This is a genomic window from Pseudomonas sp. GW821-FHT01E05, from assembly GCF_059422425.1.
On the sequence record NZ_JBWKWW010000004.1, the window covers coordinates 516139 to 535961 of the forward strand.

19 protein-coding genes are annotated in these 19823 nt (G+C 58.6%); 8 read left to right on the forward strand and 11 right to left on the reverse strand.

Annotated elements, in window-relative coordinates; genetic code table 11:
• The first annotated feature begins 197 nt into the window (after positions 1–197).
• The 4 genes from AC07W5_RS11630 to AC07W5_RS11645 are packed head-to-tail and all read left to right on the forward strand — an operon-like array spanning position 198 to position 5781.
• Entirely contained in the window at positions 198–1508 is a 1311-nt protein-coding gene (locus AC07W5_RS11630; protein WP_495013221.1) for an ABC transporter ATP-binding protein, read from the forward strand.
• Positions 1505–2908, forward strand: coding sequence for a polysaccharide pyruvyl transferase family protein (locus tag AC07W5_RS11635; protein ID WP_495013222.1), 1404 nt, complete (start codon positions 1505–1507; stop codon positions 2906–2908). The genes AC07W5_RS11630 and AC07W5_RS11635 overlap by 4 nt, the downstream gene beginning before the upstream one ends.
• Positions 2909–2915: 7 nt before the next feature.
• Entirely contained in the window at positions 2916–3602 is a 687-nt protein-coding gene (locus AC07W5_RS11640; protein WP_495013223.1) for a 2OG-Fe(II) oxygenase, read from the forward strand.
• Positions 3595–5781, forward strand: coding sequence for a glycosyltransferase (locus AC07W5_RS11645; RefSeq protein ID WP_495023400.1), 2187 nt, complete (start codon positions 3595–3597; stop codon positions 5779–5781). The genes AC07W5_RS11640 and AC07W5_RS11645 overlap by 8 nt, the downstream gene beginning before the upstream one ends.
• A 75-nt stretch (positions 5782–5856) precedes the next feature.
• Here AC07W5_RS11645 and AC07W5_RS11650 read toward each other — a convergent pair whose 3' ends face one another.
• The gene (locus AC07W5_RS11650; RefSeq protein WP_495023401.1) at positions 5857–6621 is read right to left on the reverse strand and encodes a sulfite exporter TauE/SafE family protein; all 765 of its coding nucleotides are present in this window, start codon (positions 6619–6621) and stop codon (positions 5857–5859) included.
• A 234-nt stretch (positions 6622–6855) separates the two neighbouring features.
• Here AC07W5_RS11650 and AC07W5_RS11655 point away from each other — a divergent pair, with 234 nt between their 5' ends.
• The 3 genes from AC07W5_RS11655 (at position 6856) to AC07W5_RS11665 (ending at position 8820) form a co-directional block, all read left to right on the forward strand.
• On the forward strand, positions 6856–7740 hold the full coding sequence (locus tag AC07W5_RS11655; RefSeq protein ID WP_495023402.1) for a LysR family transcriptional regulator: 885 nt from the start codon (positions 6856–6858) through the stop codon (positions 7738–7740).
• A gap of 69 nt (positions 7741–7809) precedes the next feature.
• Entirely contained in the window at positions 7810–8385 is a 576-nt protein-coding gene (locus AC07W5_RS11660; RefSeq protein WP_495023403.1) for an NAD(P)H-dependent oxidoreductase, read from the forward strand.
• A 63-nt stretch (positions 8386–8448) separates the two neighbouring features.
• Entirely contained in the window at positions 8449–8820 is a 372-nt protein-coding gene (locus AC07W5_RS11665; protein ID WP_495023404.1) for a MerR family transcriptional regulator, read from the forward strand.
• Positions 8821–8854: 34 nt separating this feature from the next.
• Here AC07W5_RS11665 and AC07W5_RS11670 read toward each other — a convergent pair whose 3' ends face one another.
• Positions 8855–10267: an amino acid permease gene (locus AC07W5_RS11670; RefSeq protein WP_495023405.1), complete on the reverse strand. Its 1413-nt coding sequence runs from the start codon at positions 10265–10267 to the stop codon at positions 8855–8857.
• 48 nt (positions 10268–10315) lie between these two features.
• Complete coding sequence (gene kynU / locus AC07W5_RS11675) at positions 10316–11566, reverse strand: kynureninase (RefSeq protein ID WP_495023406.1); 1251 nt, start codon at positions 11564–11566, stop codon at positions 10316–10318.
• A gap of 220 nt (positions 11567–11786) precedes the next feature.
• Between kynU and AC07W5_RS11680 the strand changes: the two genes are divergently transcribed.
• Positions 11787–12260, forward strand: coding sequence for an Lrp/AsnC family transcriptional regulator (locus AC07W5_RS11680; RefSeq protein WP_419118732.1), 474 nt, complete (start codon positions 11787–11789; stop codon positions 12258–12260).
• 126 nt (positions 12261–12386) lie between these two features.
• Here the strand turns inward: AC07W5_RS11680 and AC07W5_RS11685 are convergent, their stop codons facing one another.
• The 8 genes from AC07W5_RS11685 to AC07W5_RS11720 form a co-directional block, all read right to left on the reverse strand.
• Positions 12387–13166, reverse strand: a complete 780-nt coding sequence (locus AC07W5_RS11685; protein WP_495023407.1) for a 1,6-dihydroxycyclohexa-2,4-diene-1-carboxylate dehydrogenase — start codon at positions 13164–13166, stop codon at positions 12387–12389.
• 27 nt (positions 13167–13193) lie between these two features.
• Positions 13194–14207 carry a benzoate 1,2-dioxygenase electron transfer component BenC gene (benC, locus tag AC07W5_RS11690; protein ID WP_494995435.1) on the reverse strand — a complete coding sequence of 338 codons (1014 nt, stop codon included), beginning with the start codon at positions 14205–14207 and terminating at the stop codon, positions 13194–13196.
• Positions 14208–14217: 10 nt separating this feature from the next.
• Complete coding sequence (gene benB / locus AC07W5_RS11695) at positions 14218–14706, reverse strand: benzoate 1,2-dioxygenase small subunit (protein ID WP_494995436.1); 489 nt, start codon at positions 14704–14706, stop codon at positions 14218–14220.
• Complete coding sequence (benA, locus tag AC07W5_RS11700) at positions 14706–16064, reverse strand: benzoate 1,2-dioxygenase large subunit (RefSeq protein WP_495023408.1); 1359 nt, start codon at positions 16062–16064, stop codon at positions 14706–14708. The genes benB and benA overlap by 1 nt, the downstream gene beginning before the upstream one ends.
• A gap of 141 nt (positions 16065–16205) precedes the next feature.
• Complete coding sequence (locus AC07W5_RS11705; protein WP_495023409.1) at positions 16206–17162, reverse strand: AraC family transcriptional regulator; 957 nt, start codon at positions 17160–17162, stop codon at positions 16206–16208.
• Positions 17163–17272: 110 nt separating this feature from the next.
• Positions 17273–18202: a catechol 1,2-dioxygenase gene (gene catA / locus AC07W5_RS11710; RefSeq protein WP_494995439.1), complete on the reverse strand. Its 930-nt coding sequence runs from the start codon at positions 18200–18202 to the stop codon at positions 17273–17275.
• Positions 18203–18254: 52 nt separating this feature from the next.
• Positions 18255–18545, reverse strand: coding sequence for a muconolactone Delta-isomerase (gene catC, locus AC07W5_RS11715; protein ID WP_419118739.1), 291 nt, complete (start codon positions 18543–18545; stop codon positions 18255–18257).
• A gap of 12 nt (positions 18546–18557) precedes the next feature.
• Positions 18558–19706 carry a muconate cycloisomerase family protein gene (locus tag AC07W5_RS11720; RefSeq protein ID WP_495013237.1) on the reverse strand — a complete coding sequence of 383 codons (1149 nt, stop codon included), beginning with the start codon at positions 19704–19706 and terminating at the stop codon, positions 18558–18560.
• Between the last annotated feature and the right edge of the window lie 117 nt (positions 19707–19823).

Consider the following 19823-nt stretch of genomic DNA (forward strand, 5'->3'; position numbering starts at 1 on the left):
AGTGGACGAGCGCGGAAAATAATTAGAACCGGGTGGTTAATTGATGAGGGAAAGGACACCGGGCGGTATGTTTTCCAGCCTTGAGAATCACCGTGAGTGGTTGGGCGCATGGGTAATGCACCGGATAGTCGGGTTTATCGCAGATATATTGCCGGTTTTTTTCAGGTCGTTAGCGGTGCTACCCGAGGACTATGCCAATGTCCTTTGAGATAGCGATCAACGCCGAGCACCTGAGCAAGTGCTATCAAATCTACGACAAGCCGATGGATCGCATGCTGCAAATGCTGACCCGTGGCAGAAAACGCTATTACCGTGAATTCTGGGCACTCAAGGATGTGTCCCTGCAAATTGCTAAAGGCGAGACCGTCGGCATCATCGGTCGCAATGGCAGCGGCAAGTCCACGCTGTTGCAGTTGATCTGCGCAACGATGGCACCCACCCAGGGCAGCGTTGAAGGTCGCGGCCGTATTGCGGCGCTTCTGGAGCTAGGGTCCGGCTTCAATCCAGAGTTCACCGGCAGGGAAAACGTTTACCTGAACGGTGTAATACTGGGCCTGAGCCAATCCGAGATCGACACCCGTTTCGATGAAATCGCTGCCTTTGCCAACATCGGCGATTTTATCGACCAACCGACCAAGACCTACTCCACCGGCATGTTGGTCCGGCTCGCCTTCGCCGTCTCGGTGTGTGTGGAACCGGACATTCTGATCGTCGACGAGGCGCTCTCCGTCGGTGATGCGTCCTTTCAGTTCAAATGCTTGAACCGGCTGGAGAGCTTGATCGAGAGCGGCTCTACGCTGCTGTTCGTGTCCCACGACATGAGCATGGTCAGACGCTTTTGCAACCGCGTCATTTATCTTCGCGAAGGTCAAATATTCGCCAGCGGTGCCCCCGACGAAATGGCCGAGTTGTACCTGCTTGATATGCGTGATGAACAGCGCCGCTGGGCAAGCGGCGGCGACGTTTCGGTCACGCGCAAACCTTTTCTGGGTGTTTCAAGCGATGCCAAAGAGGGTATTGCCTTCGGCACACAGGAAGGGCGCATTACTTCTGCCTTCTTTACAAACACCCGGGAACTCTTCTCCAGCTACCTGTATGGCGATGAGATAGAGATCCGGGTCGAAACCTTGCTGCGCGACGGCATCACCCAGCCATCGCTCAGTTTTACGGTCCAGGAGGCTCGGTTGATGGTCATCGGTGGGGCGAACTTTGCGCTGCAAATGGCACCGGCCGAGGACGGCTGGCGGCAGGCTTCGATCTGCGTGCGATTCCCGGCCAGTCTATCGGCAGGTCGCTACCACATTACCCTCAAGCTTCTACAGGGCGGGACTGAGGACACCTCACAGCTGATCGAGAAACAGGTGGGGCTACTGTCATTCGACATGCTGCCCAATAACAGGGGTTTCCTCGGCGTCGTAGATCTGGGTTTGCAAAGCGTGGTCCAGCCTCCTGAACAACAGGGTCAAATAAAAAAAATGTGTAATGTCGATGTCCCGGAGAGTACATGAACGGACGCACCTGGCAGATCGCCATAGTTGGCACCTTCGACGTCGAGAATTATGGCGATCTACTGTTTCCGATCATTGCACAAGTCGAGCTGAGCAAACGGCTGGGAGCCGTACATCTACGGCGGTTTTCGTACAACTCCAGGCCCGCTGGGCAATGGCCCTATCCAGTGACGTCTCTGAGCGAACTGCCTGGTCTGGCCGAGCATCTGGACGGCTTGTTGATCGGCGGCGGCTTTCTGATTCGCTTCGATAAGCTCGTGGCTGAGGGCTATGGCCCTGCTTCAGCGGATATTCACCACCCCACCGGATATTGGCTCACCCCGGCGCTGATCGCTTTGCAACACGCAACGCCCGTGATCTGGAACGCTCCCGGCATGCACTGCAACAGCATTCCCGACTGGGCCGCACCGCTAGTGAAACTGGCCCTGGAACAAAGCCAGTACGTGCGGGTTCGTGACAGCCTGTCACGCGATACCCTGGCTGCAATCTCGAGCGAGATTGACGTCGAAGTCCTGCCCGATACCGCATTTGGCTTACCCAACCTGATCGATGACCAGCAACCTTCCAGGCCATTCATCCATCTGTGCGAGCAGGCAGGATTGACCGCTCCGTATATCGTCATCCATGCCATCCACATGGTTGAGCCGTTTTTGCGCTTGTTCGAGCAATATCCGCAGGCGTTCGAACACTATCAATTTCTGGCGCTGCCCATTGGCCCGGTCCTTGGTGACCACCCCTCGATAGTCACCCGGCATTTGCCCCACGCAATCAGCCTGCCGGAATGGCCCGAGCCATTATTGCTGGCAGAAATCCTCAGCCGGGCAGAGGCCGTTATCGGTCACAGCTATCACCTGGCGATCAGCGCGCTGGCCTTTGGCGTCCCGGTGTTTTGTTCCGCCGATCTGAGTGCCGGGAAATACACCGCCCTGGCCGACTTCGAATCGCTGCACGCCCTGCCCGATGTCGAGACCATTGACGCACAGTGGTTTCTCGATCGAGCCGGCAAAACCCGGCCCTGCGCCGCAGCACAGGCGGCTGCGCTGCAGGTGAGCACTCACTGGGACCAGGTCGCGACCCTCATCAAGCAGGGAAAGACCTCTTCGACGCGGGCGCTAGACGCGTTTTGGCAAGGTTTGCCGACGCTGCTCGAAACGGCAGCAGAGCCCCGCGACACACCGTACATCGAGGCCGCGCCCCCGTCTGTCGATGTGGACCAGGCAAGCGAACGCGCTGTCCTGCACGCCAGGTTGAGCACTCAACAGCAACAGATAACGAGCCTCCACCAGCGCCTGGCACGAAGCGAGGCAAAAGTGCTTGAGTTGCAAAACTCCAGCTCATTTCGAATCACCGCCCCACTGCGCTCAATTGCACGTGGCCTCAGAACCCTGAGAGGAAGGTAAGGACAGGATGCTAAACCTGACACGGCTGCAATCCAGCGCGTTGAACACTCAACCGTATTCATGGGCCGAAATTGGTGATTTGTATTCGCCAGAAGACGCGTTTGCCCTGGCGACCACCTTTCCCCACGATCATTTCAAGACCGTGACGGGTTATGGCGGGGAAAAAAACTATGACTATGAGGCACGGGGCCTGGTGTCGATGGGCACCAACGCCGTTGTTTTTCCTGAGGAGCTGAGCGAGGCATGGCAGAAACTGGCTCAAGACCTCTGCTCTTCGGCCTATCGGGAAGCCCTGTCGCACTTGACCGACCATGACCTGCGCGATGTACCGATGGAGGTGAATGTCTTCCATTACGGTCCAGGCGCCAGCCTTGGCGCCCATCCCGACCTGAGCGACAAACTGGTCACCCACATCCTGTACTTCAATGAATCCTGGAACCGCATCGACGGTGGCTGCCTGAACATATTGCGCAGCTCAGACCCGACCAGCATTGCGGCCGTCATCGAACCGCAGGTGGGCAACTCCGCCGTACTGGTGCGTTCGAATCACTCCTGGCATGCCGTTTCACCGGTCGTCAGCGGCTACCGCTCATCTCGTCGCAGCCTGACCGCGACCTTTTATCGTCCGGGCTCGAAGAGCTCCATGTGGCCGGATGATGACTGCACTGCATTGCACAGGTACCCACGTGACTGATCCGATCAAGCACGACACAGCCCTGGCCGAAAGAGATGCAGTACTGCAGGAGCGCGATGCCGCGCTCGCCAGGGTCGATTTCCTGCTGGGTAGCCGCTCATGGTTTGTGACCAGACCACTGCGTTTCATTGCCTGCATGATGCGCTATGGATTGCTCGAGGCTCTTTCTGGCGGTGCCGATGTTGCGTTTCGCGCTCAAGGGCTAACGCTCCCCAGCGACCCGGCGCGACATCCTGCGCAGCGCTCCGTAGCCGAAGTAGTCCCCCACAAGAAGCTGGATATTCTGTGCTTTGCGAATATTGAGTGGGCCGCCAGGTTTCAACGACCGCAGCAGTTGATGAGCCAATTCGCGCACCAGGGAAGTCGAGTGTTTTATATCGTGCCCTCGAGAGTCCCTCCTGAGGGGCGGCCTTATAGTCTGACCCGTGTGGCGCACAACATTTTCGAAGTGACCCTTCAGCGTGATGCTCAGGATATCTATTACGAGAAAGTCTTGACGCCCGAGAACACCCAAGCCTACCAACGTGCCCTCGACCTGCTGATAGAGGACTTCCAGATCCGGGATGCGTTTTCACTCATCCACATTCCTTACTGGAGCCCATTGGCCATTGAGTTACGCGCTGATCGCGGCTGGCCCATTCAATACGATTGCATGGATGACTGGGATGGTTTTCCGAATATCGGTGCCGGGTTGGTGACCGAAGAATGGAACCTCGTCGCCCAGGCAGATCTGGTAACGGTATCGGCGGCGCGTCTGCACCGTAAATGGTCCGGGCATTGCAAAAGATGCGTTCTGGTGCGCAACGCAGTGGACTTTGAATTCTTCCACCGGCACTGCATGCCTAACGATCTACTACCAGACTTTGCGGGACCTGTGATTGGCTTCTACGGAGCCCTGGCACAGTGGCTGGACTTCCCCTTACTCGCGGCGCTGGCAGACAAACGCCCGACCTGGAATTTCGTACTGGTGGGAGACGTCTTCGTCGACAACCTCGCAGGTCTCGAGGGCAAACCCAATGTGCTGTTGTCAGGAATAAAACCTTACGCTCAAATGCCTCTCTATCTTCATCGCTTCGATGTCTGCCTGATCCCTTTTCTGCTCAACAATGTGACCCACGCCGTGGATCCGGTGAAGCTCTACGAATACCTGAGTGCGGGAAAACCAGTGGTTTCGGCGCCCCTCGAAGAGTTGAGCCGCTACAAAGATATTCTGTACTTCGCGAGCGACGTCGATGAGTACCTGGTGCAGATCGAGCGCGCCTTGACTGAAACCGCACAAGACAGGATCCGGCAACGGGTGGAAACCGCCCGCAGCAATGACTGGAAAGAGCGCGTCGAAACCACCCGACAAGCCATCAGCGCGCTCGATGTGCGGGCGTCCATCATTGTCGTGACCTACAACAACCTCGATCTGACCCGAGAGTGTATCGACAGCATTGTGCGTAACACCACGTCGGTCCGTTACCAGCTGATCATTGTCGACAACGGTTCAGCGGATGGCACCCCCGCCTACCTGCAACAGCTGAGCCGCGACAATCCTGATGTCGATATCATCCTCAATGCCGATAACCGCGGGTTTTCTGCCGCCAACAATCAAGGTTTGCGTCGGGCCAGAGGCGAGACTCTGCTGTTGCTCAATAACGATACGGTGGTGCCCAAAGGCTGGCTGACGCCACTGATCAAACACTTGCAGGATCCAAGCATCGGACTGATCGGCCCCGTCACCAACATGGTCGGTAACGAGGCGAAAATCGCGGTTCCGTATACCAGTATCGGACAGATGCACGACTTTGCATCCCGCTACACCGCCGAACATAAAGGTCAGGTGTTCGACATTCCAATGCTGGCGATGTTTTGCGTCGCCATGCGCCGGGACGTTCTGCGCCAGGTAGGGTATCTGGATGAAGCCTTTGGCATCGGTCTGTTCGAGGATGATGACTACAGTCGCAGGGTTCAGGCCGCTGGTTACCGTACTGTCTGTGCCGAAGATGCATTCGTCCATCACTATGGACAGGCATCGTTCAAGAAGCTGATCGTCAGTGGCGAGTATCAAGCCCTCTGGGATAAAAATCAGGCGTACTTCGAAAGCAAGTGGCAAACCTGGACGCCTCATACTCACCGTGCGAGTGCCACACCCGGCAAGAACGAAACGGCTCCGCCACTGGCAGAGCCGACATAGCGGCCTGAACTGCCGGACATCAACGCCCACAACAACTGGCCCTGATGCAGAAGACCTGCTTTTGCGTACACAACGCTAGCCGCTGATCAAAAGATGGCCTCCGAGCACTCCGAGGCCAATGAAAAATACGCGTTTGAACAGCACGGCGCTGATTCGCTGGCGTAGCCATTGCCCCAGCAACATACCCAGTACGGCCGGTATCAGGGCGAGCAGCGAAGCACTCAACTCGCCACCGCCCAACGCCCCACGCCACAGCAGGCCGGCGGCCAGCGCCAGTGTCGAAACGCTGAACGACAGGCCCAGCGCCTGCACCAGTTCATCCTTGTTCAGAGCCAGTGCCTGAAGGTATGGCACGGCCGGAATCACGAAGACTCCGGTAGCCGAGGCGATGATGCCGGTCAGCACGCCGCAGACCGGGCCAAGCCAGCGCTCGGTGCTGGCGTTCACATGCAGCGTCGGCAATAACAGACCGCTCAGGGCGTAGAGCAGTAACGCCGCGCCCAGTGCCCGCACCACCCAACGGCCTCCATCGATACCCAGCCACAGCGTACCCAGCCCAGTGCCGATAAAAATCGCCAACAGCATCGGCCACAGCCGTTTGATCAGCGAACTCAAATGCCCACCGAAGGCCAATTGCCAGATATTGGTCAGGGTCGCCGGTATGATCAGCAACGCTGCAGCCTGCGCCGGAACCATAGCCAGGCCCAGCAGGCCCATGGCAATGGTTGGCAGACCAAGGCCGATTATACCTTTGATCATCCCGGCTAGCAGAAAGGTGCCAATGACCAATAATGACAAGGCCGGGCCGAGGTTTTGGTAGAACGCGACAAGTGTCTTCATGGCGCTATCCTGGGCCTTGCGCCTGGCCTTGAAAATTCACCATATACTGAGGCAACCTCTTGTTAAAGTTGAGGCTGATCGTTCCCACGCTCTGCGTGGAAATGCATCTCGTGACGCTCTGCGTCACAAAGGGCGGACGCAGAGCGTCCAGGGCGGCATTCCCACGCGGAGCGTGGGAACGATCCAATATACTGAGGCGGCCTCTTGGGAACGATCCATCGAAGGCGACCCTACATGCACTTTGACCTGACCGATCTGCGGCTGTACTTGAACATTCTCGAAGCCGGCAATATCACCGCAGGTGCCAGCCGCAGCCATCTGTCGCTGGCGGCGGCCAGTGCCCGGGTTCGGGCGCTGGAAGCTTCGCTGGGCACTCCATTTCTAGAGCGTGGACGCCGTGGCGTCAGTCCCACGCCGGCCGGCAAGGCCTTGGCCCAACATGCTCGGGTGATGCTGCAACAGGCCGAACGCATGCAGCAGGATCTGGCCGAGTACGCCAAAGGCGTCAAAGGTCAGGTGCGGTTGTTGTGCAACACCACGGCAATCACCGAGTACCTGCCGGAATTGCTGGCGGACTTTCTGCGCAGCCATCCCAACCTCGACATCGACCTGCAAGAATTGCCAAGTCTGCGTATCGCCCACGCCTTGCGTCAGGGCTCGGCTGACCTTGGCATCGTCTCCGACGCGGTGGACACCCAGGACCTTCAGACCCGGCCCTTTCGCGACGACCCGCTGGTGTTGATCATGCCGCCCGATCATCCCTTGGCCAACGGCAGGCCGCCGGGTTTCAGCGATACCTTGCTTCACGATTACGTTGGTCTGGCCGCCAATAGCGCGCTGGCGGTGTATCTCGAAGAACAGGCGCTGCACACCGGCGTACGCATGCAAATACGTATCCGCGCTGAAGGCTTCGACGGGGTGATTCGTATGGTCGCCCGCGGCGCTGGCGTGGCGATCGTGCCACTGGCCGCGATCCGGCGCTGGACGGTCGAGCAACCGTTCAAAAGCTTCGCGCTGAAGGAAGAGTGGGCTCAGCGAAAACTGCTGCTGTGCGCGCGCTCATTCGACAGCCTGCCTGGTTATGCCAGAGCCTTGCTTGAGGCCTTGTCCGTTGAATGAGCCACCCATTGACTCTCCCGTTAGGGGCAGACTCTACCCTGAAAGCTCCACTTTCAGGATTTAGTCACGATGAGCAAGCGAGTACTGGTGATTCTGGGTCACCCTTCCAGCGACAGCTTCTGTAGCGCGCTCACCGACAGCTACGTGCAGGCTGCGCAAGGTGCCGGGCACGAGGTACGGCAATTGCGCCTGGGCAAACTGAGTTTCGACCCGGTTTTGCGCGAAGGCTACAACCGAATCCAGCCACTGGAAGCCGATCTGCTGCAAGCCCAAACGGATATCACCTGGGCCGAGCATTTGGCGTTTGTCTATCCGATCTGGTGGGGCGGAATTCCGGCGTTATTAAAGGGTTTTTTCGACCGGGTTTTTCTATCCGGTTTCGCCTTCAAATACCGCGAAGGCAGCGCCTTTCCGGACAAGCTCCTGCAAGGCCGCACCGCCCACCTGCTGGTGACCATGGACACACCACCCTGGTATTACAAATGGATCTACCGCATGCCCGGGCTGCACCAGGTGCGCAAGACCACGCTGAAGTTTTGCGGTATCAAGCCAACCAAGACCCTCACCTTCGGGCCAATTCTGGGTTCGAAAGCTGCACAACGGGAAACATGGCTCAAGCAAGCACAGGCTATCGCCAGCCGTTGAATCTCCCGGATAATGCGCCAGCGTTTTTGGCGCACTCCGGGACATTCATAAAAGGGATTTTTCATGTATATCGGCAAAGCTGCGCAACTGTCAGGAACGACGGTCAAGAGCATCCGTCACTACGAGGACATCGGCTTGTTGCCGCAAGCAGCACGCCAGGGCAAATACCGGATCTACAACCAGCAGAGCGTCGAGTTGCTGACGTTCATCAAGTGCGCCCAGCAACTGGGCTTCAAGCTCAAGGAAATGCAGGCGATGTTTGAGCAACACCGGGGCAAGGAGCTTCCCTGGGACCTTGCTCAAGTCGCCATCGCGGACAAGAAACGCGAATTGATGGACAAAATCGGCGCACTACAACAACTTCACGCCGGGTTGGTCGCGTTCGAAGCCAGCCTCGAGAGTGCCCAGGATCAATGCCGGCTCGCCAGTCTTTGAAAACCACCGAGCCAGCAGTGCGCACCTCTTCCCTCTAAACCTTTGGCAGCGGATTCAACACCACGGCTGCCTTGGATTTTCTAAAGAAAATCCAGTAGACAACCGTGAGGATCAGCAGAAAAGGCACACCGAATACCAGGGTCATCTTGAAGGCATCGGTAAAGTAGGTGGTGATCATCACAGCGCCCATCAGCACCAACCCCAACAGCGTGGTGTAGGGGAACAACCGCATGCGGAAGGACAGTTTCCGCTCGCCGTTGCGCTCCTGGTAACGGCGGAAACAGTAGTGGGTCAGGAAGATCATGAACCAGGTGAAAATGGCGCCGAACATCGAGATCGCCATCATCAAGGTGAAGGAGCTTTCCGGGTACACCACGTTCAGCAACGTTGCCAAAGCGATGCCCGAACTGGACAGCAACAAGGCATTGAGCGGGATCCCGGTCTTGCTCAACACTCCCATGGACTTGGGTGCATACCCGCCACGGGACAGGCTGAACATCATGCGCGTGGTGATATAGAGCTGACTGTTCATCGCCGACAACGCGGCAATCAGAATCACGAAGTTCATCACCCCGGTTGCGCCGGGAATACCGATGGTCTGCATGACGGTGACGAATGGACTCTGGGCATGACCGGCCTGAACCCACGGCACAATCGCCAACATCAACGCCAGGGTCAGCAGGTAGAAGACCACCAGCCGCACGATGGTCGCGCGAAAGGCCTTCTTCACCGCCCGCTCCGGATCCTGCGCCTCACCGGCTGCCACCGCGATCATTTCCACGCTCAGGTAACTGAAGATCGACACGATCACCGCGACCCACATCCCTTGCAAACCATTGGGGAAGAAGCCGCCGTGAGCCGTGTAGTTGTGCACGCCGTAATCCGGATTGCCGGAACCGAACACCACATACACCGCGAGGATGATGAAGCCGACAATCGCACCGATCTTGATGGTCGAGAACCAGTACTCGAAGGTGCCGAAAGTCTTCACGCTGATGGCGTTGAGCACGATCAGGACGCTCGAAAACGAGACGATCCAGATCCATTCCGGCACGTTGGCGAACCAGTACTTCATGTACATCGCGACCGCCGTCACTTCCGTGCCCACCGCCAGCACAATCGCCGCCCAATAGGCGTAGCGCACCAGAAACCCGGCCAGCGGGCTGACATAGAATTCGGCATAGGCACCGAACGAGCCGGAGGTCGAATGGGCCACGGTCATTTCTGCCAGACAGCCCATCAACAGCAGCGTGATGATCGCGCCAATCGCGTAGCTGAGCAGCACGCTCGGCCCGGCATAACCAATGGCGTAGGCACTGCCCATGAACAGGCCGGTGCCAATCGCACCGCCAATGGCGATCATGCTCATCTGACCCGATGTGAGCTGGCGCCGCAGGCCCTGCTCACGATTGGAAATCGCTTCGAAACCTTTTTCGGAGGTGGTCACTTTGTGTGCCCCTTTTTATTGTGATTGCACGGATACAAAACCTTGACGTCAAGTGACGCTATGGCGGATCTGGAACTGCTCCTGGGACCAGGTTTTCTGATCGAGAATCTCGCCGAGAATCTGCACTGCGTCCCAGACCTCGGTGAAGCAGGTGTACAGCGGGGTGAAGCCGAACCGCATGATCCGTGGCTCGCGGTAATCACCGATCACGCCACGGGCGATCAAGGCCTGGATCACCGCATAACCTTCGCGATGTTCGAAGCTGACATGGCTGCCGCGTTTGGCGTGTTCGCGAGGGGTGATCAGGGTCAGCTCGTGAGCGGCGCAGCGCTGCTCGACCAACTGGATGAACAAGTCGGTCAGTGCCAGGGATTTGCTGCGCAGGCTGGCCATGTCGGTCTGGGCGAAAATATCCAGACCGCACTCCACCATCGCCAATGAGGTGATGGGCTGGGTGCCGCACAAGTAGCGAGCGATTCCGCTGCTCGGCTCGTAGCGAGACTCCATGGCGAACTGCCGCGAATGGCCGAACCAGCCAGACAGCGGCTGCGTAACCAGATCGCACAGCTCAGGCGAAACCCAGACGAAGGCTTGCGAACCAGGGCCGCCATTGAGGTACTTGTAGGTACAGCCGATGGCGTAGTCGGCGCCCGCCTGATGCAGATCGACCGGCACCGCCCCGGCGGAATGCGCCAGATCCCAGATGGCCAGCGCACCACACTCGTGAGTCAGCGCGGTCAGGGCCTGCATGTCGTGCATGTAGCCGGTCTTGTAGTTGACGTGGGTGAGCATCACCACCGCGGTGTCCTGGTCAATCGCTAGCGGCAGCTCTTCAGGGCTGTTGACCAGACGCAGGGAATAGCCCTGCTGCAGTAGGTCCGCCAGACCTTCGGCGATATACAAGTCGGTCGGGAAGTTGCTGGTCTCGGTGACGATCACCCGCCGCGTCGGCGCTCTCGTAGCCTGCACACGCAGGGCAGCGCTGAGCACCTTGAACAGGTTGATCGAGGTGGTATCGGTCACCACCACTTCACCGTCACCGGCACCAATCAGCCCCGCCAATCGATTGCCCAGACGTTCAGGAAGGTCGCGCCAGCCGGCGCTGTTCCAACTGCGGATCAGACCGTTACCCCATTGCTCGGCGATCACCGCCTGAGCACGCGCCAGCGCTGTGACCGGGCGAGCGCCCAGAGAGTTGCCGTCGAGATAAATCACGCCTTCGGGGAGCGCAAACTGCTGACGCAAAGGAGCCAGAGCGTCCTGCGCATCAAGCGCCAGGCAATCGTTTCTTGTAGTCATTGAGTGTCCTGTTTTTTGAATGAGGTGCCGTCCGGGCAAATCGCGATAGTCGGGTCGAGCATGGGTGTGAGTGTCGTGTTTCAGGCGTTATTTACGCCTTCACGGTGGAGAGATAATGAACGAAGTTTTGGAGAATTTTCGTGCAAAGTAAGTGACCGTATAGTAGTTATCTCGAAGAAAATTCGAATCCAACCCAAATAAACGCGGATTTATTCTAGCCATGACTCTCGACTCGACAGACCTGCGAATCCTGCATCACCTGCAACAGGATGGCCGTATCAGCAATCAGGAATTGGCGGAGAAAGTCGCACTGTCGCCGTCGGCCTGTTTACGCCGTTTGCGGCTGCTGGAAAGTGAGGGAATCATCACCGGCTATCGCGCGGTGCTGAACGCCGAACGGCTGGGAATCGAGCTCGAAGCCATCGTCCATGTGTCATTGCGACAGGACGTCGAGGACTGGCACGAGACCTTCATCAAGAAGGTCCAATTGTGGCCGGAAGTGGTCACCGCCTACGTGATTACCGGGGCGAGCAACTATGTGCTGCGAGTCCAGGCGCGCAACCTGAAACATTTCTCGGACTTCATCGTCAATCAGCTGAACCGCACCGCTGGCGTCACCGATATCCGCTCGGAAATCGTCCTGCAGAAAATCAAGGAACGAGAAGAGTTGCTCGATCTGGTCGTACGCAAGTGAGTGTAGGAGCGAGCTTGCTCGCGATGCGGGTACCGTGGTGTATCTGAATGACCGCGGTGATGCTATCGCGAGCAAGCTCGCTCCTACATTGGATTTTCTTTGCCTCAAGCCCGTGCTCGCAGGTGATCAGCCCTGATCACCACCACCCACCGGTAATGTCATGCCAGTGATATAGGACGCCTCGTCCGAGGCCAGAAACAATATCGCCGCTGCCTGCTCATCGACCGTGCCGTAGCGCTTCATCAGGCTGCTGTCGCAGGTCTGTTCAACGATCTGCTGGTACCAGATTTTCTCTTGCGGCGTTTGTTCGGCACTGTTGCGCGGTATGCGCCGGGGCGGTGCTTCAGTACCGCCGGGGGCCGTGGCATTGACCCGGATTCCGCGCTCGGCGGTCTCGAAGGCCAGGCATGCCGTCAGCGCATTCACCCCGCCTTTGGCCGCGCCATAAGGCACACGGTTGATGCTGCGGGTGGCAATCGACGAGACGTTGACGATAGCCCCACTGCCCTGCTCCAGCATGTAGGGCAACGCGGCATGGCAGCACCAGAGTGTCGGGAACAGCGAGCGTTGCACCTCGCTCATGATCTCATCCGGTTTGTAATGCTCGAACGGCTTGGCCCAGATCGTCCCGCCGACGTTGTTGATCAGAATATCCAGCCGACCGAAACGCTCGACAGCCTGGGCCATGACCCGGCCGCACTCTGCGTACTGCTCAAGATCGGCGGTCAGCGCCAGCACTTCGCTGCCGGCCGCAAGCTCATCGCGCAATTCGAAAATCAATTCAGAACGATCGACCACCACCAACCGCGCACCTTCGGCCGCCATGCGCTCGGCGACCCGTCGGCCAATGCCCTGGGCTGCGCCGGTGATCAACGCGACCTTACCCTTGAAACGTAAACTGCTCATGTCATCTCCTCAACCATGGGATTGGACTCAGGCCGCGCTGGCAGCGAACTTCTCGTAGTAGAAGTTCGCCGGCGCAATGCCCTGTTCGGCCAGGTAACGGCTGACCCCATCGACCATCGGTGGTGGCCCGCAGAGGTAGACGTCGACATCACCGGCGTTGAGGTGCTGCGGTTCGATATGTTGGGTGACGTAGCCCTTGAGCGGATGGCCGCTGTCCGGATTGGCGACGCACGCACTGAAGCTGAAGTTTGGAATGCTCGCCGCGAACCCTTGCAGCCGCTCCATTTCCACCAAATCGTGGTCGTTGGTCACGCCGTAGATCAGGTGCAAAGGATAGTCACTGCCCTGCTCGGCGATTTTTTCCAGCATTGCCGTGAACGGCGCCAGCCCGGTCCCGCCCGCCAGCAACAACAACGGCCGACGAATTTCCCGCAAATAGAAAGAGCCCAACGGACCGGCCAGGTTGATCGAGTCGCCGGCCTTCGCAAGACCTGTGAGGAAACTGCTCATCAGCCCGCCCGGAACATTGCGGATCAGGAAACTGACCTCGCCCTCGCGCTGCAACGAGCTGAAGGAATAGGCACGGGTCTGTTCGCTGCCGGGCACTTGCAGGTTGACGTATTGCCCCGGCAGGAACGCCAGTTTGCTCAGTGCCTCACCCTTGATCGACAGCGACAGGGTGCTGTCGGAGAGCTGGCGGATCTCGCTGATGGCGGCGTTGTAGTGGGTCTGCTGAGTGCGACAAACGTCCGAAGACACCGGTACTCGCACCACGCAGTCGCTTTGCGCGCGCATCTGGCAGGTCAGCACGTAACCCTGAGCGGCCTCATCCTCGCTGAGCGCATCCTCGATGTACTCTTCGCCCAGATCATAGCGACCGGCTTCAGCGAAACACTTGCAGGTACCGCAGGCGCCGTCACGGCAATCCAGCGGAATATTGATACCTTGACGATAGGCCGCGTCGGCGACGGTTTCGCCAACATCGGCGGCGATGAAACGGGTCACCCCGTCTTCGAAATTCAATGCAATTTGATGGCTCATGGCAGCGGCCTCACAAATGGTAGATGTCGATGACCTGACGGACGTAATCGTTCTTCAGGATGACTTTCTTGGCCTTGATCAGTGGGGTTTCGCCGCGCACGTCGAGGGTGTAGAAACTGCTCCCGAAATAGCTGTCCACGGTCTTGTAGCGAAAGCTCAGGGTGTGCCAGTTGAAACGCACCTTGCACTGGCCATCGGCGACTTCCAGCAACTCGATATTGCTGATGTTGTGCGAGGTCCGGGTGTCCGGCACGCTGGCGCTGGAACGCTCGGTCTTGATACGGAAAACCCGGTCCTCCAGGCCACCACGGTTGCCATACCAGATCAGCGAGATTTCTCGTTGCGGGTCTTCAGTCAGCTCGTCGTTGTCGTCCCAGGACGGCATCCAGAAACTCGCGTCAGAGGCGTACAGTTCCAGCCAGTTGTCCCAGTCCTTGTCGTCCAGGTAGCGCGCTTCGCGGTAGAGGAAGTCACGCACCGCGTCATGGGAAATACTCATCACACGGCCTCCACGGGGATCGTTTTCGATTGTTCGGCGGCCAGTGCCTTGAGCATGGTCTCCTGCCAGTACTTGTGTTGCAGCACGAACAGACCTTCATCTTCGGTGCGTACGCCGCTGAGCAGCGGGTGCAGATCGATTTCCTGTGCGGCCGGATCGGCGCCTTCGACCCAATGCATGGCGCCGCGCGACATGTCGTTCCAGCCTGCGCTGCCCTGATAACCCACCTGGCAGGAGCGGAATTCTTCCAGGTCATCGGGAGTAGCCATGCCGCTGACGTTGAAGAAATCCTCATACTGGCGAATGCGCTTGGAACGGGCGTCGTCGCTCTCGCCTTTCGGGGCGATGCAGTAGATGGTGATTTCGGTGCGATTCACCGAGATCGGCCGGGCGATGCGGATCTGCGAACTGAACTGATCCATCAGATAGACGTTGGGGTACAGGCAAAGGTTGCGTGAATTCTCGATCATCCAGTCGGCGCGGGCCTGACCGAAGTCCTGGGCCAGCTCATCGCGACGCTCGTACAGCGGACGGTCTTCCGGGTTGGCCCAACGGGTCCAGAGCAGCATGTGGCCCTTGTCGAAGGAGTAGAAACCGCCGCCCTGCTTGGCCCAGCTGCCGGCACTCATGGTCGGATTGCAGTCGCCGGCCTCGCGCTGCTTGCGCTGGCCCTGGGTGGCCGCGTAGTTCCAGTGCACGGAGCTGACGTGATAACCGTCGGCACCGTTCTCGGCCGTGAGTTTCCAGTTGCCTTCGTAGATGTAGCTGGAGGAGCCGCGCAGCACTTCAAGGCCGTCGGCGGATTGATCGACGATCATGTCGATGATCTTCGCCGACTCGCCCAGATGCTCGGCCAGCGGCACTACATCGGCGTTCAGGCTGCCGAACAGAAAACCGCGATAGGACTCGAACCGCGCAACCTTGGTCAGGTCGTGGGAGCCTTCGCAGTTGAAACTCGACGGGTAGCCCGCTTCGGCCGGGTCCTTGACCTTGAGCAGCTTGCCGGAGTTGTTGAAGGTCCAGCCATGAAACGGGCAGGTATAGGACGCCCGGTTGCCGGTCTTGTGCCGGCAAAGCATCGCGCCGCGGTGACTGCAGGCGTTGATGAACGCATTGAGCACACCATCCTTGTTCCGCGCGATAAAGATCGACTGGCGGCCCATGGTGGTGGTGTAGAAGTCATTCTTGTTAGGGATCTGGCTCTCATGGGCCAGGTACAGCCAATTCCCTTCGAAGATGTGTTCCATTTCCAGGTCGAACAACCGCGGGTCAGTGAACATCTCTCGCTTGCAGCGATAGACGCCTTGTTCCGGGTCTTCTTCAAGCAGTGAATGAAGGTATTCAGGTCGCAAAGACATGGCCACAGCCCTCCGTTGTTTTTATTCAGGCAAGGCTCATGCTAGGGAGGTGGCGCAAACGGCAATATCCGTTGCGTGCAGATCGCTATCCGTTTTCTGCACTGGGGGGGGACGGGGATTTAGAGGGGGTGGAGCGCAGATTCAGTGACGGCGTTTGAGGGTATCCGATGGCAGTTCGCCGAACTGCTGGCGATAGCTTTGCGAGAACCGTCCCAGGTGCAGGAAGCCATAGTCCATGGCCAGCTCCGTGACGTTGCGCACGTTGCACGTCTCATCGCTGAGACAGGCATGCACCCGCTCCAGCTTCTTCAGGCGAATGTAGTTATTCGGCGTGGTTTGGGCATGGCGCTCGAACAGCGAATACAGCGAACGCAGGCTCATGCGGGCCTGAAGCGCCAGTTCTTCACTGCAGATGTCCTGTTTCAGGTTCTGCTCGATGTAGTCGACGATGTGCTCGAAGGTGGCACCACGGGAGCTCAGATGGGCGCGACTGACGTTGGTTTTCATCAAGCTGAGCATCTTGCTCGCAATGATCTGGGCGTAATGCTCCTGGACCTGGAGCATGGGTTCGCCCGCTTCAGCTTCCATACAGACCATGGCCAGCAAATTGACGAAGCCTTCCAGCTCTCCCAGGCTGTAGCGATTCTGCATAAAGCGCACACCCGGCTCCGGGTATAACCAGCGCTGCTCCAGGCAGGCCGACTCCAGCAGGCTGGTCGGTACTTTCAGAATGAATTTTTCGCAGTCTGCGGAATAGGTCAGATCGACCGGGTCATCGGGATTGATCAGCAACAATTCGCCAGGCGCCAGGTAGTGTTCCTGATCACGCCCGCGCCACAGGCAATTGCCCCTGAGCAGCACTTGCAGGTGGTAGATGGTTTCCAGTGCCGGTGAGGTGACGTGAACGCTGCCGCCATAGCTGATGCGGCACAGGTCAAGGCTGGCGAATTTGCGATGATTGAGACTGGCCTGAGGGCTGGAGGCCCTGGGCAGATGGATGCAATGCACGCCGACATGCTGATTGACGTAACCGGACACCGCATAGGGGTCGGCACACTCAAACACCATACTGCGCTCGCTCAGCAGACGACTTTCCATAACCGGTCACTCTTATTGTTCTTCAGTTGTGATTCTATGCCAGCCAACGCCGCGAACAACGCCGCGAGATAAACGGTCGGTTATCTCGCGGCTTTGCGGGCAATGGGCTGTCAATCTTCCAGGGCGCGGACCCGCTCCATACGCTTCTGTTCAACCGGCTCGGCGGCGGACTGCAAGGTGAAGTCAAAGTCGATCTGCGCGAAACGCCCCTCGACACCCAGCTCGCGGGCCATCTCCTGATCTTCGCTGAAACGAATTTCGGCGATCAGCTCATCACGGGTCGCATAGGCGAAGTCGTCATGCAGGTACGGATCGCCGGACAGGTTGATCTGAGTGGTCAGGTGCCGATGGCCGGGCGCCGAAATGAAGAAGTGGATATGCGCCGGGCGCTGGCCGTGGCGGCCCAACTGATCCAGCAACTGCTGGGTCGGCCCGGTCGGTGGGCAGCCGTAGCCGGACGGCACGATACTGCGGAAGCGATAGTGTCCCTGGGCATCGGTCTCGATACGGCGGCGCAGGTTGAACTCCGACTGCGTGCCATCGAAGTAGGAGTAGGTGCCACCGGTGTTGGCTTGCCAGACATCGACAATGGCGCCGGCCAACGGCTTGCCGTCGGTGTCGCGGACCTGGCCTTGCATGAACAACACGACGCCCGGATCCAGACCGTCATCGAGACGCGCTTCGTATTTGGAGAGCGGCGCACCGGCCACATACAGCGGCCCTTCGATGGTCCGTGGCGTACCGCCCGACTTGCCGGCCTGCTCGTCCTCGGCATCCATCAGCAGGTCCAGATAATGCTCAAGGCCTAAACCTGCCACGAGCAAACCGGCTTCCTGGTTTTTGCCCAGTTCGTTGAGGTAGTTGACCGCTTTCCAGAACTCTTCCGGGGTCACTTCCAGGTCTTCGATGATGTTTACCGAGTCACGCAGGATCCGGTAGATCAGCGCCTTGGCCCGTGGATTGCCACCCTCGTTGAGGTTACCGCTGGCTTCTTCGAGAAACTTCTGGACGCTGGCAGTGTGGGAAATTCTGACTGACATGATTTATTCCTCATCTTGTATTTATTAGGTTGGAGCACAAAGGTCATCTGGCCTAGCGGTCATCTTCGTGAATCGACGAAGGGTGCCGGCACAGTGCATTCACTTCGATGGCCATGTACGGATAGAGCGGCAGCTGCATCAGCAGATCATGCAGCTCCTGCACGCTGTCGACGTCGAATACGCTGTAGTTGGCGTAGAGCCCGGCGATCCGCCACAGGTGCCGCCACTTGCCTTGCTGTTGCAGGCGCTGGGCCAGGGCTTTTTCGTCAGCCTTGAGCTGCGCGGCGCGCTCGGGATTCATGTCGACCGGCAGGTTCACGGTCATTTTTACGTGGAACAACATGGTCTGATGTCCTCAGGCGTGTGAAGTGACAGGGGAAGATTTGTCGCGTCGGAAGAACGCCAGGCGCTCCTCGTCGAGGGTCAGGCCCAGGCCCGGCTCGTTCGACACATGCAGCTGAAAATCGCGATAGACCAGTGGTGCAGTGAGAATGTCCTCGGTCAGTAACAGCGGACCGAACAGCTCGGTATCCCACGTCAGTCTGGCCAGCGTCAGAAAGGCATGGGCCGACGCCAGCGTACCAATCCCGCCCTCGAGCATGGTGCCGCCGTACAGGCCGATCCCCGCCGCTTCGGCAATTGCAGCGGTGCGCAATACGGCACGCGGGCCACCGTTCTTGGCGATCTTCAGGGCAAACACCGAGGCCGCGCCTTCGCGGGCCAGATTGAAGGCGTCCTCGACACATTCGATGGACTCGTCGGCCATGATCGGTGCCGGGCTGGACAGGTTGAGCCGGGCCATCCCGCCACGGTTATTGCGCGAGATCGGTTGCTCGATCAGATCGATGCCGTTGTCGCCCAACACCTGGCAGGCTCGCAGGGCGACGGCTTCATCCCAGGCCTGATTGACGTCAACGCGGACGCTGGCGCGATCACCCAGGGCCTTTTTGATGGCAATGACATGGGCCAGATCCTGGCTCACTTCACCGGCGCCGATCTTCAGCTTGAAGATCCGGTGGCGGCGCAGATCGAGCATCTGTTCGGCTTCGGCAATGTCTTTTTCAGTGTTGCCACTGGCCAGGGTCCAGGCCACCGGCAGGGCATCACGGACACGCCCTCCCAACAACTCGCTGACCGGCAGGCCAAGGCGTTTGCCCTGGGCATCGAGCAACGCGGTTTCGATCCCCGATTTGGCGAAGGTGTTGCCGCGAATGCTGCGATCGAGCCGCAGCATGGCCGCGTTGATGTTGCAGGCATCCTGACCGATCAGCAGCGGTGCGAAGTGGCGATCGATATTGGTCTTGATACTGTCCGGACTTTCGTTGCCGTAGCTCAGGCCACCAATGGTGGTGGACTCGCCGATGCCTTCGATACCATCGGCGCAACGCAGGCGGATGATCACCAGGGTCTGGTTCTGCATCGTGTGCATCGCCAGCTTGTGCGGGCGGATAGTCGGAAGATCGACGATGATCGTCTCGATCGATTCAATGGCGCTAGCGTGCATGTCGATACCCGTCAGGTTCTTTGCTTGTTTTGCCCGATTCTGCCCCCCATTTTTTAGCCGTTCCAATATAGAATTGGTCTCGATCCATACCCCAAGGGTATGCAGCACACTGATCCG

Coding starts and splice junctions, on each gene's coding strand:
- AC07W5_RS11685 (WP_495023407.1), bottom strand. CDS start 13,166: ATGAGCAGTTTACGTTTCAAGGGTAAGGTCGCGTTGATCACCGGCGCA.
- catA (WP_494995439.1), bottom strand. CDS start 18,202: ATGTCAGTCAGAATTTCCCACACTGCCAGCGTCCAGAAGTTTCTCGAA.
- catC (WP_419118739.1), bottom strand. CDS start 18,545: ATGTTGTTCCACGTAAAAATGACCGTGAACCTGCCGGTCGACATGAAT.
- AC07W5_RS11705 (WP_495023409.1), bottom strand. CDS start 17,162: ATGGAAAGTCGTCTGCTGAGCGAGCGCAGTATGGTGTTTGAGTGTGCC.
- AC07W5_RS11650 (WP_495023401.1), bottom strand. CDS start 6,621: ATGAAGACACTTGTCGCGTTCTACCAAAACCTCGGCCCGGCCTTGTCA.
- AC07W5_RS11655 (WP_495023402.1), top strand. CDS start 6,856: ATGCACTTTGACCTGACCGATCTGCGGCTGTACTTGAACATTCTCGAA.
- benB (WP_494995436.1), bottom strand. CDS start 14,706: ATGAGTATTTCCCATGACGCGGTGCGTGACTTCCTCTACCGCGAAGCG.
- benC (WP_494995435.1), bottom strand. CDS start 14,207: ATGAGCCATCAAATTGCATTGAATTTCGAAGACGGGGTGACCCGTTTC.
- AC07W5_RS11720 (WP_495013237.1), bottom strand. CDS start 19,706: ATGCACGCTAGCGCCATTGAATCGATCGAGACGATCATCGTCGATCTT.
- AC07W5_RS11660 (WP_495023403.1), top strand. CDS start 7,810: ATGAGCAAGCGAGTACTGGTGATTCTGGGTCACCCTTCCAGCGACAGC.
- AC07W5_RS11640 (WP_495013223.1), top strand. CDS start 2,916: ATGCTAAACCTGACACGGCTGCAATCCAGCGCGTTGAACACTCAACCG.
- AC07W5_RS11630 (WP_495013221.1), top strand. CDS start 198: ATGTCCTTTGAGATAGCGATCAACGCCGAGCACCTGAGCAAGTGCTAT.
- benA (WP_495023408.1), bottom strand. CDS start 16,064: ATGTCTTTGCGACCTGAATACCTTCATTCACTGCTTGAAGAAGACCCG.
- AC07W5_RS11665 (WP_495023404.1), top strand. CDS start 8,449: ATGTATATCGGCAAAGCTGCGCAACTGTCAGGAACGACGGTCAAGAGC.
- kynU (WP_495023406.1), bottom strand. CDS start 11,566: ATGACTACAAGAAACGATTGCCTGGCGCTTGATGCGCAGGACGCTCTG.
- AC07W5_RS11635 (WP_495013222.1), top strand. CDS start 1,505: ATGAACGGACGCACCTGGCAGATCGCCATAGTTGGCACCTTCGACGTC.
- AC07W5_RS11680 (WP_419118732.1), top strand. CDS start 11,787: ATGACTCTCGACTCGACAGACCTGCGAATCCTGCATCACCTGCAACAG.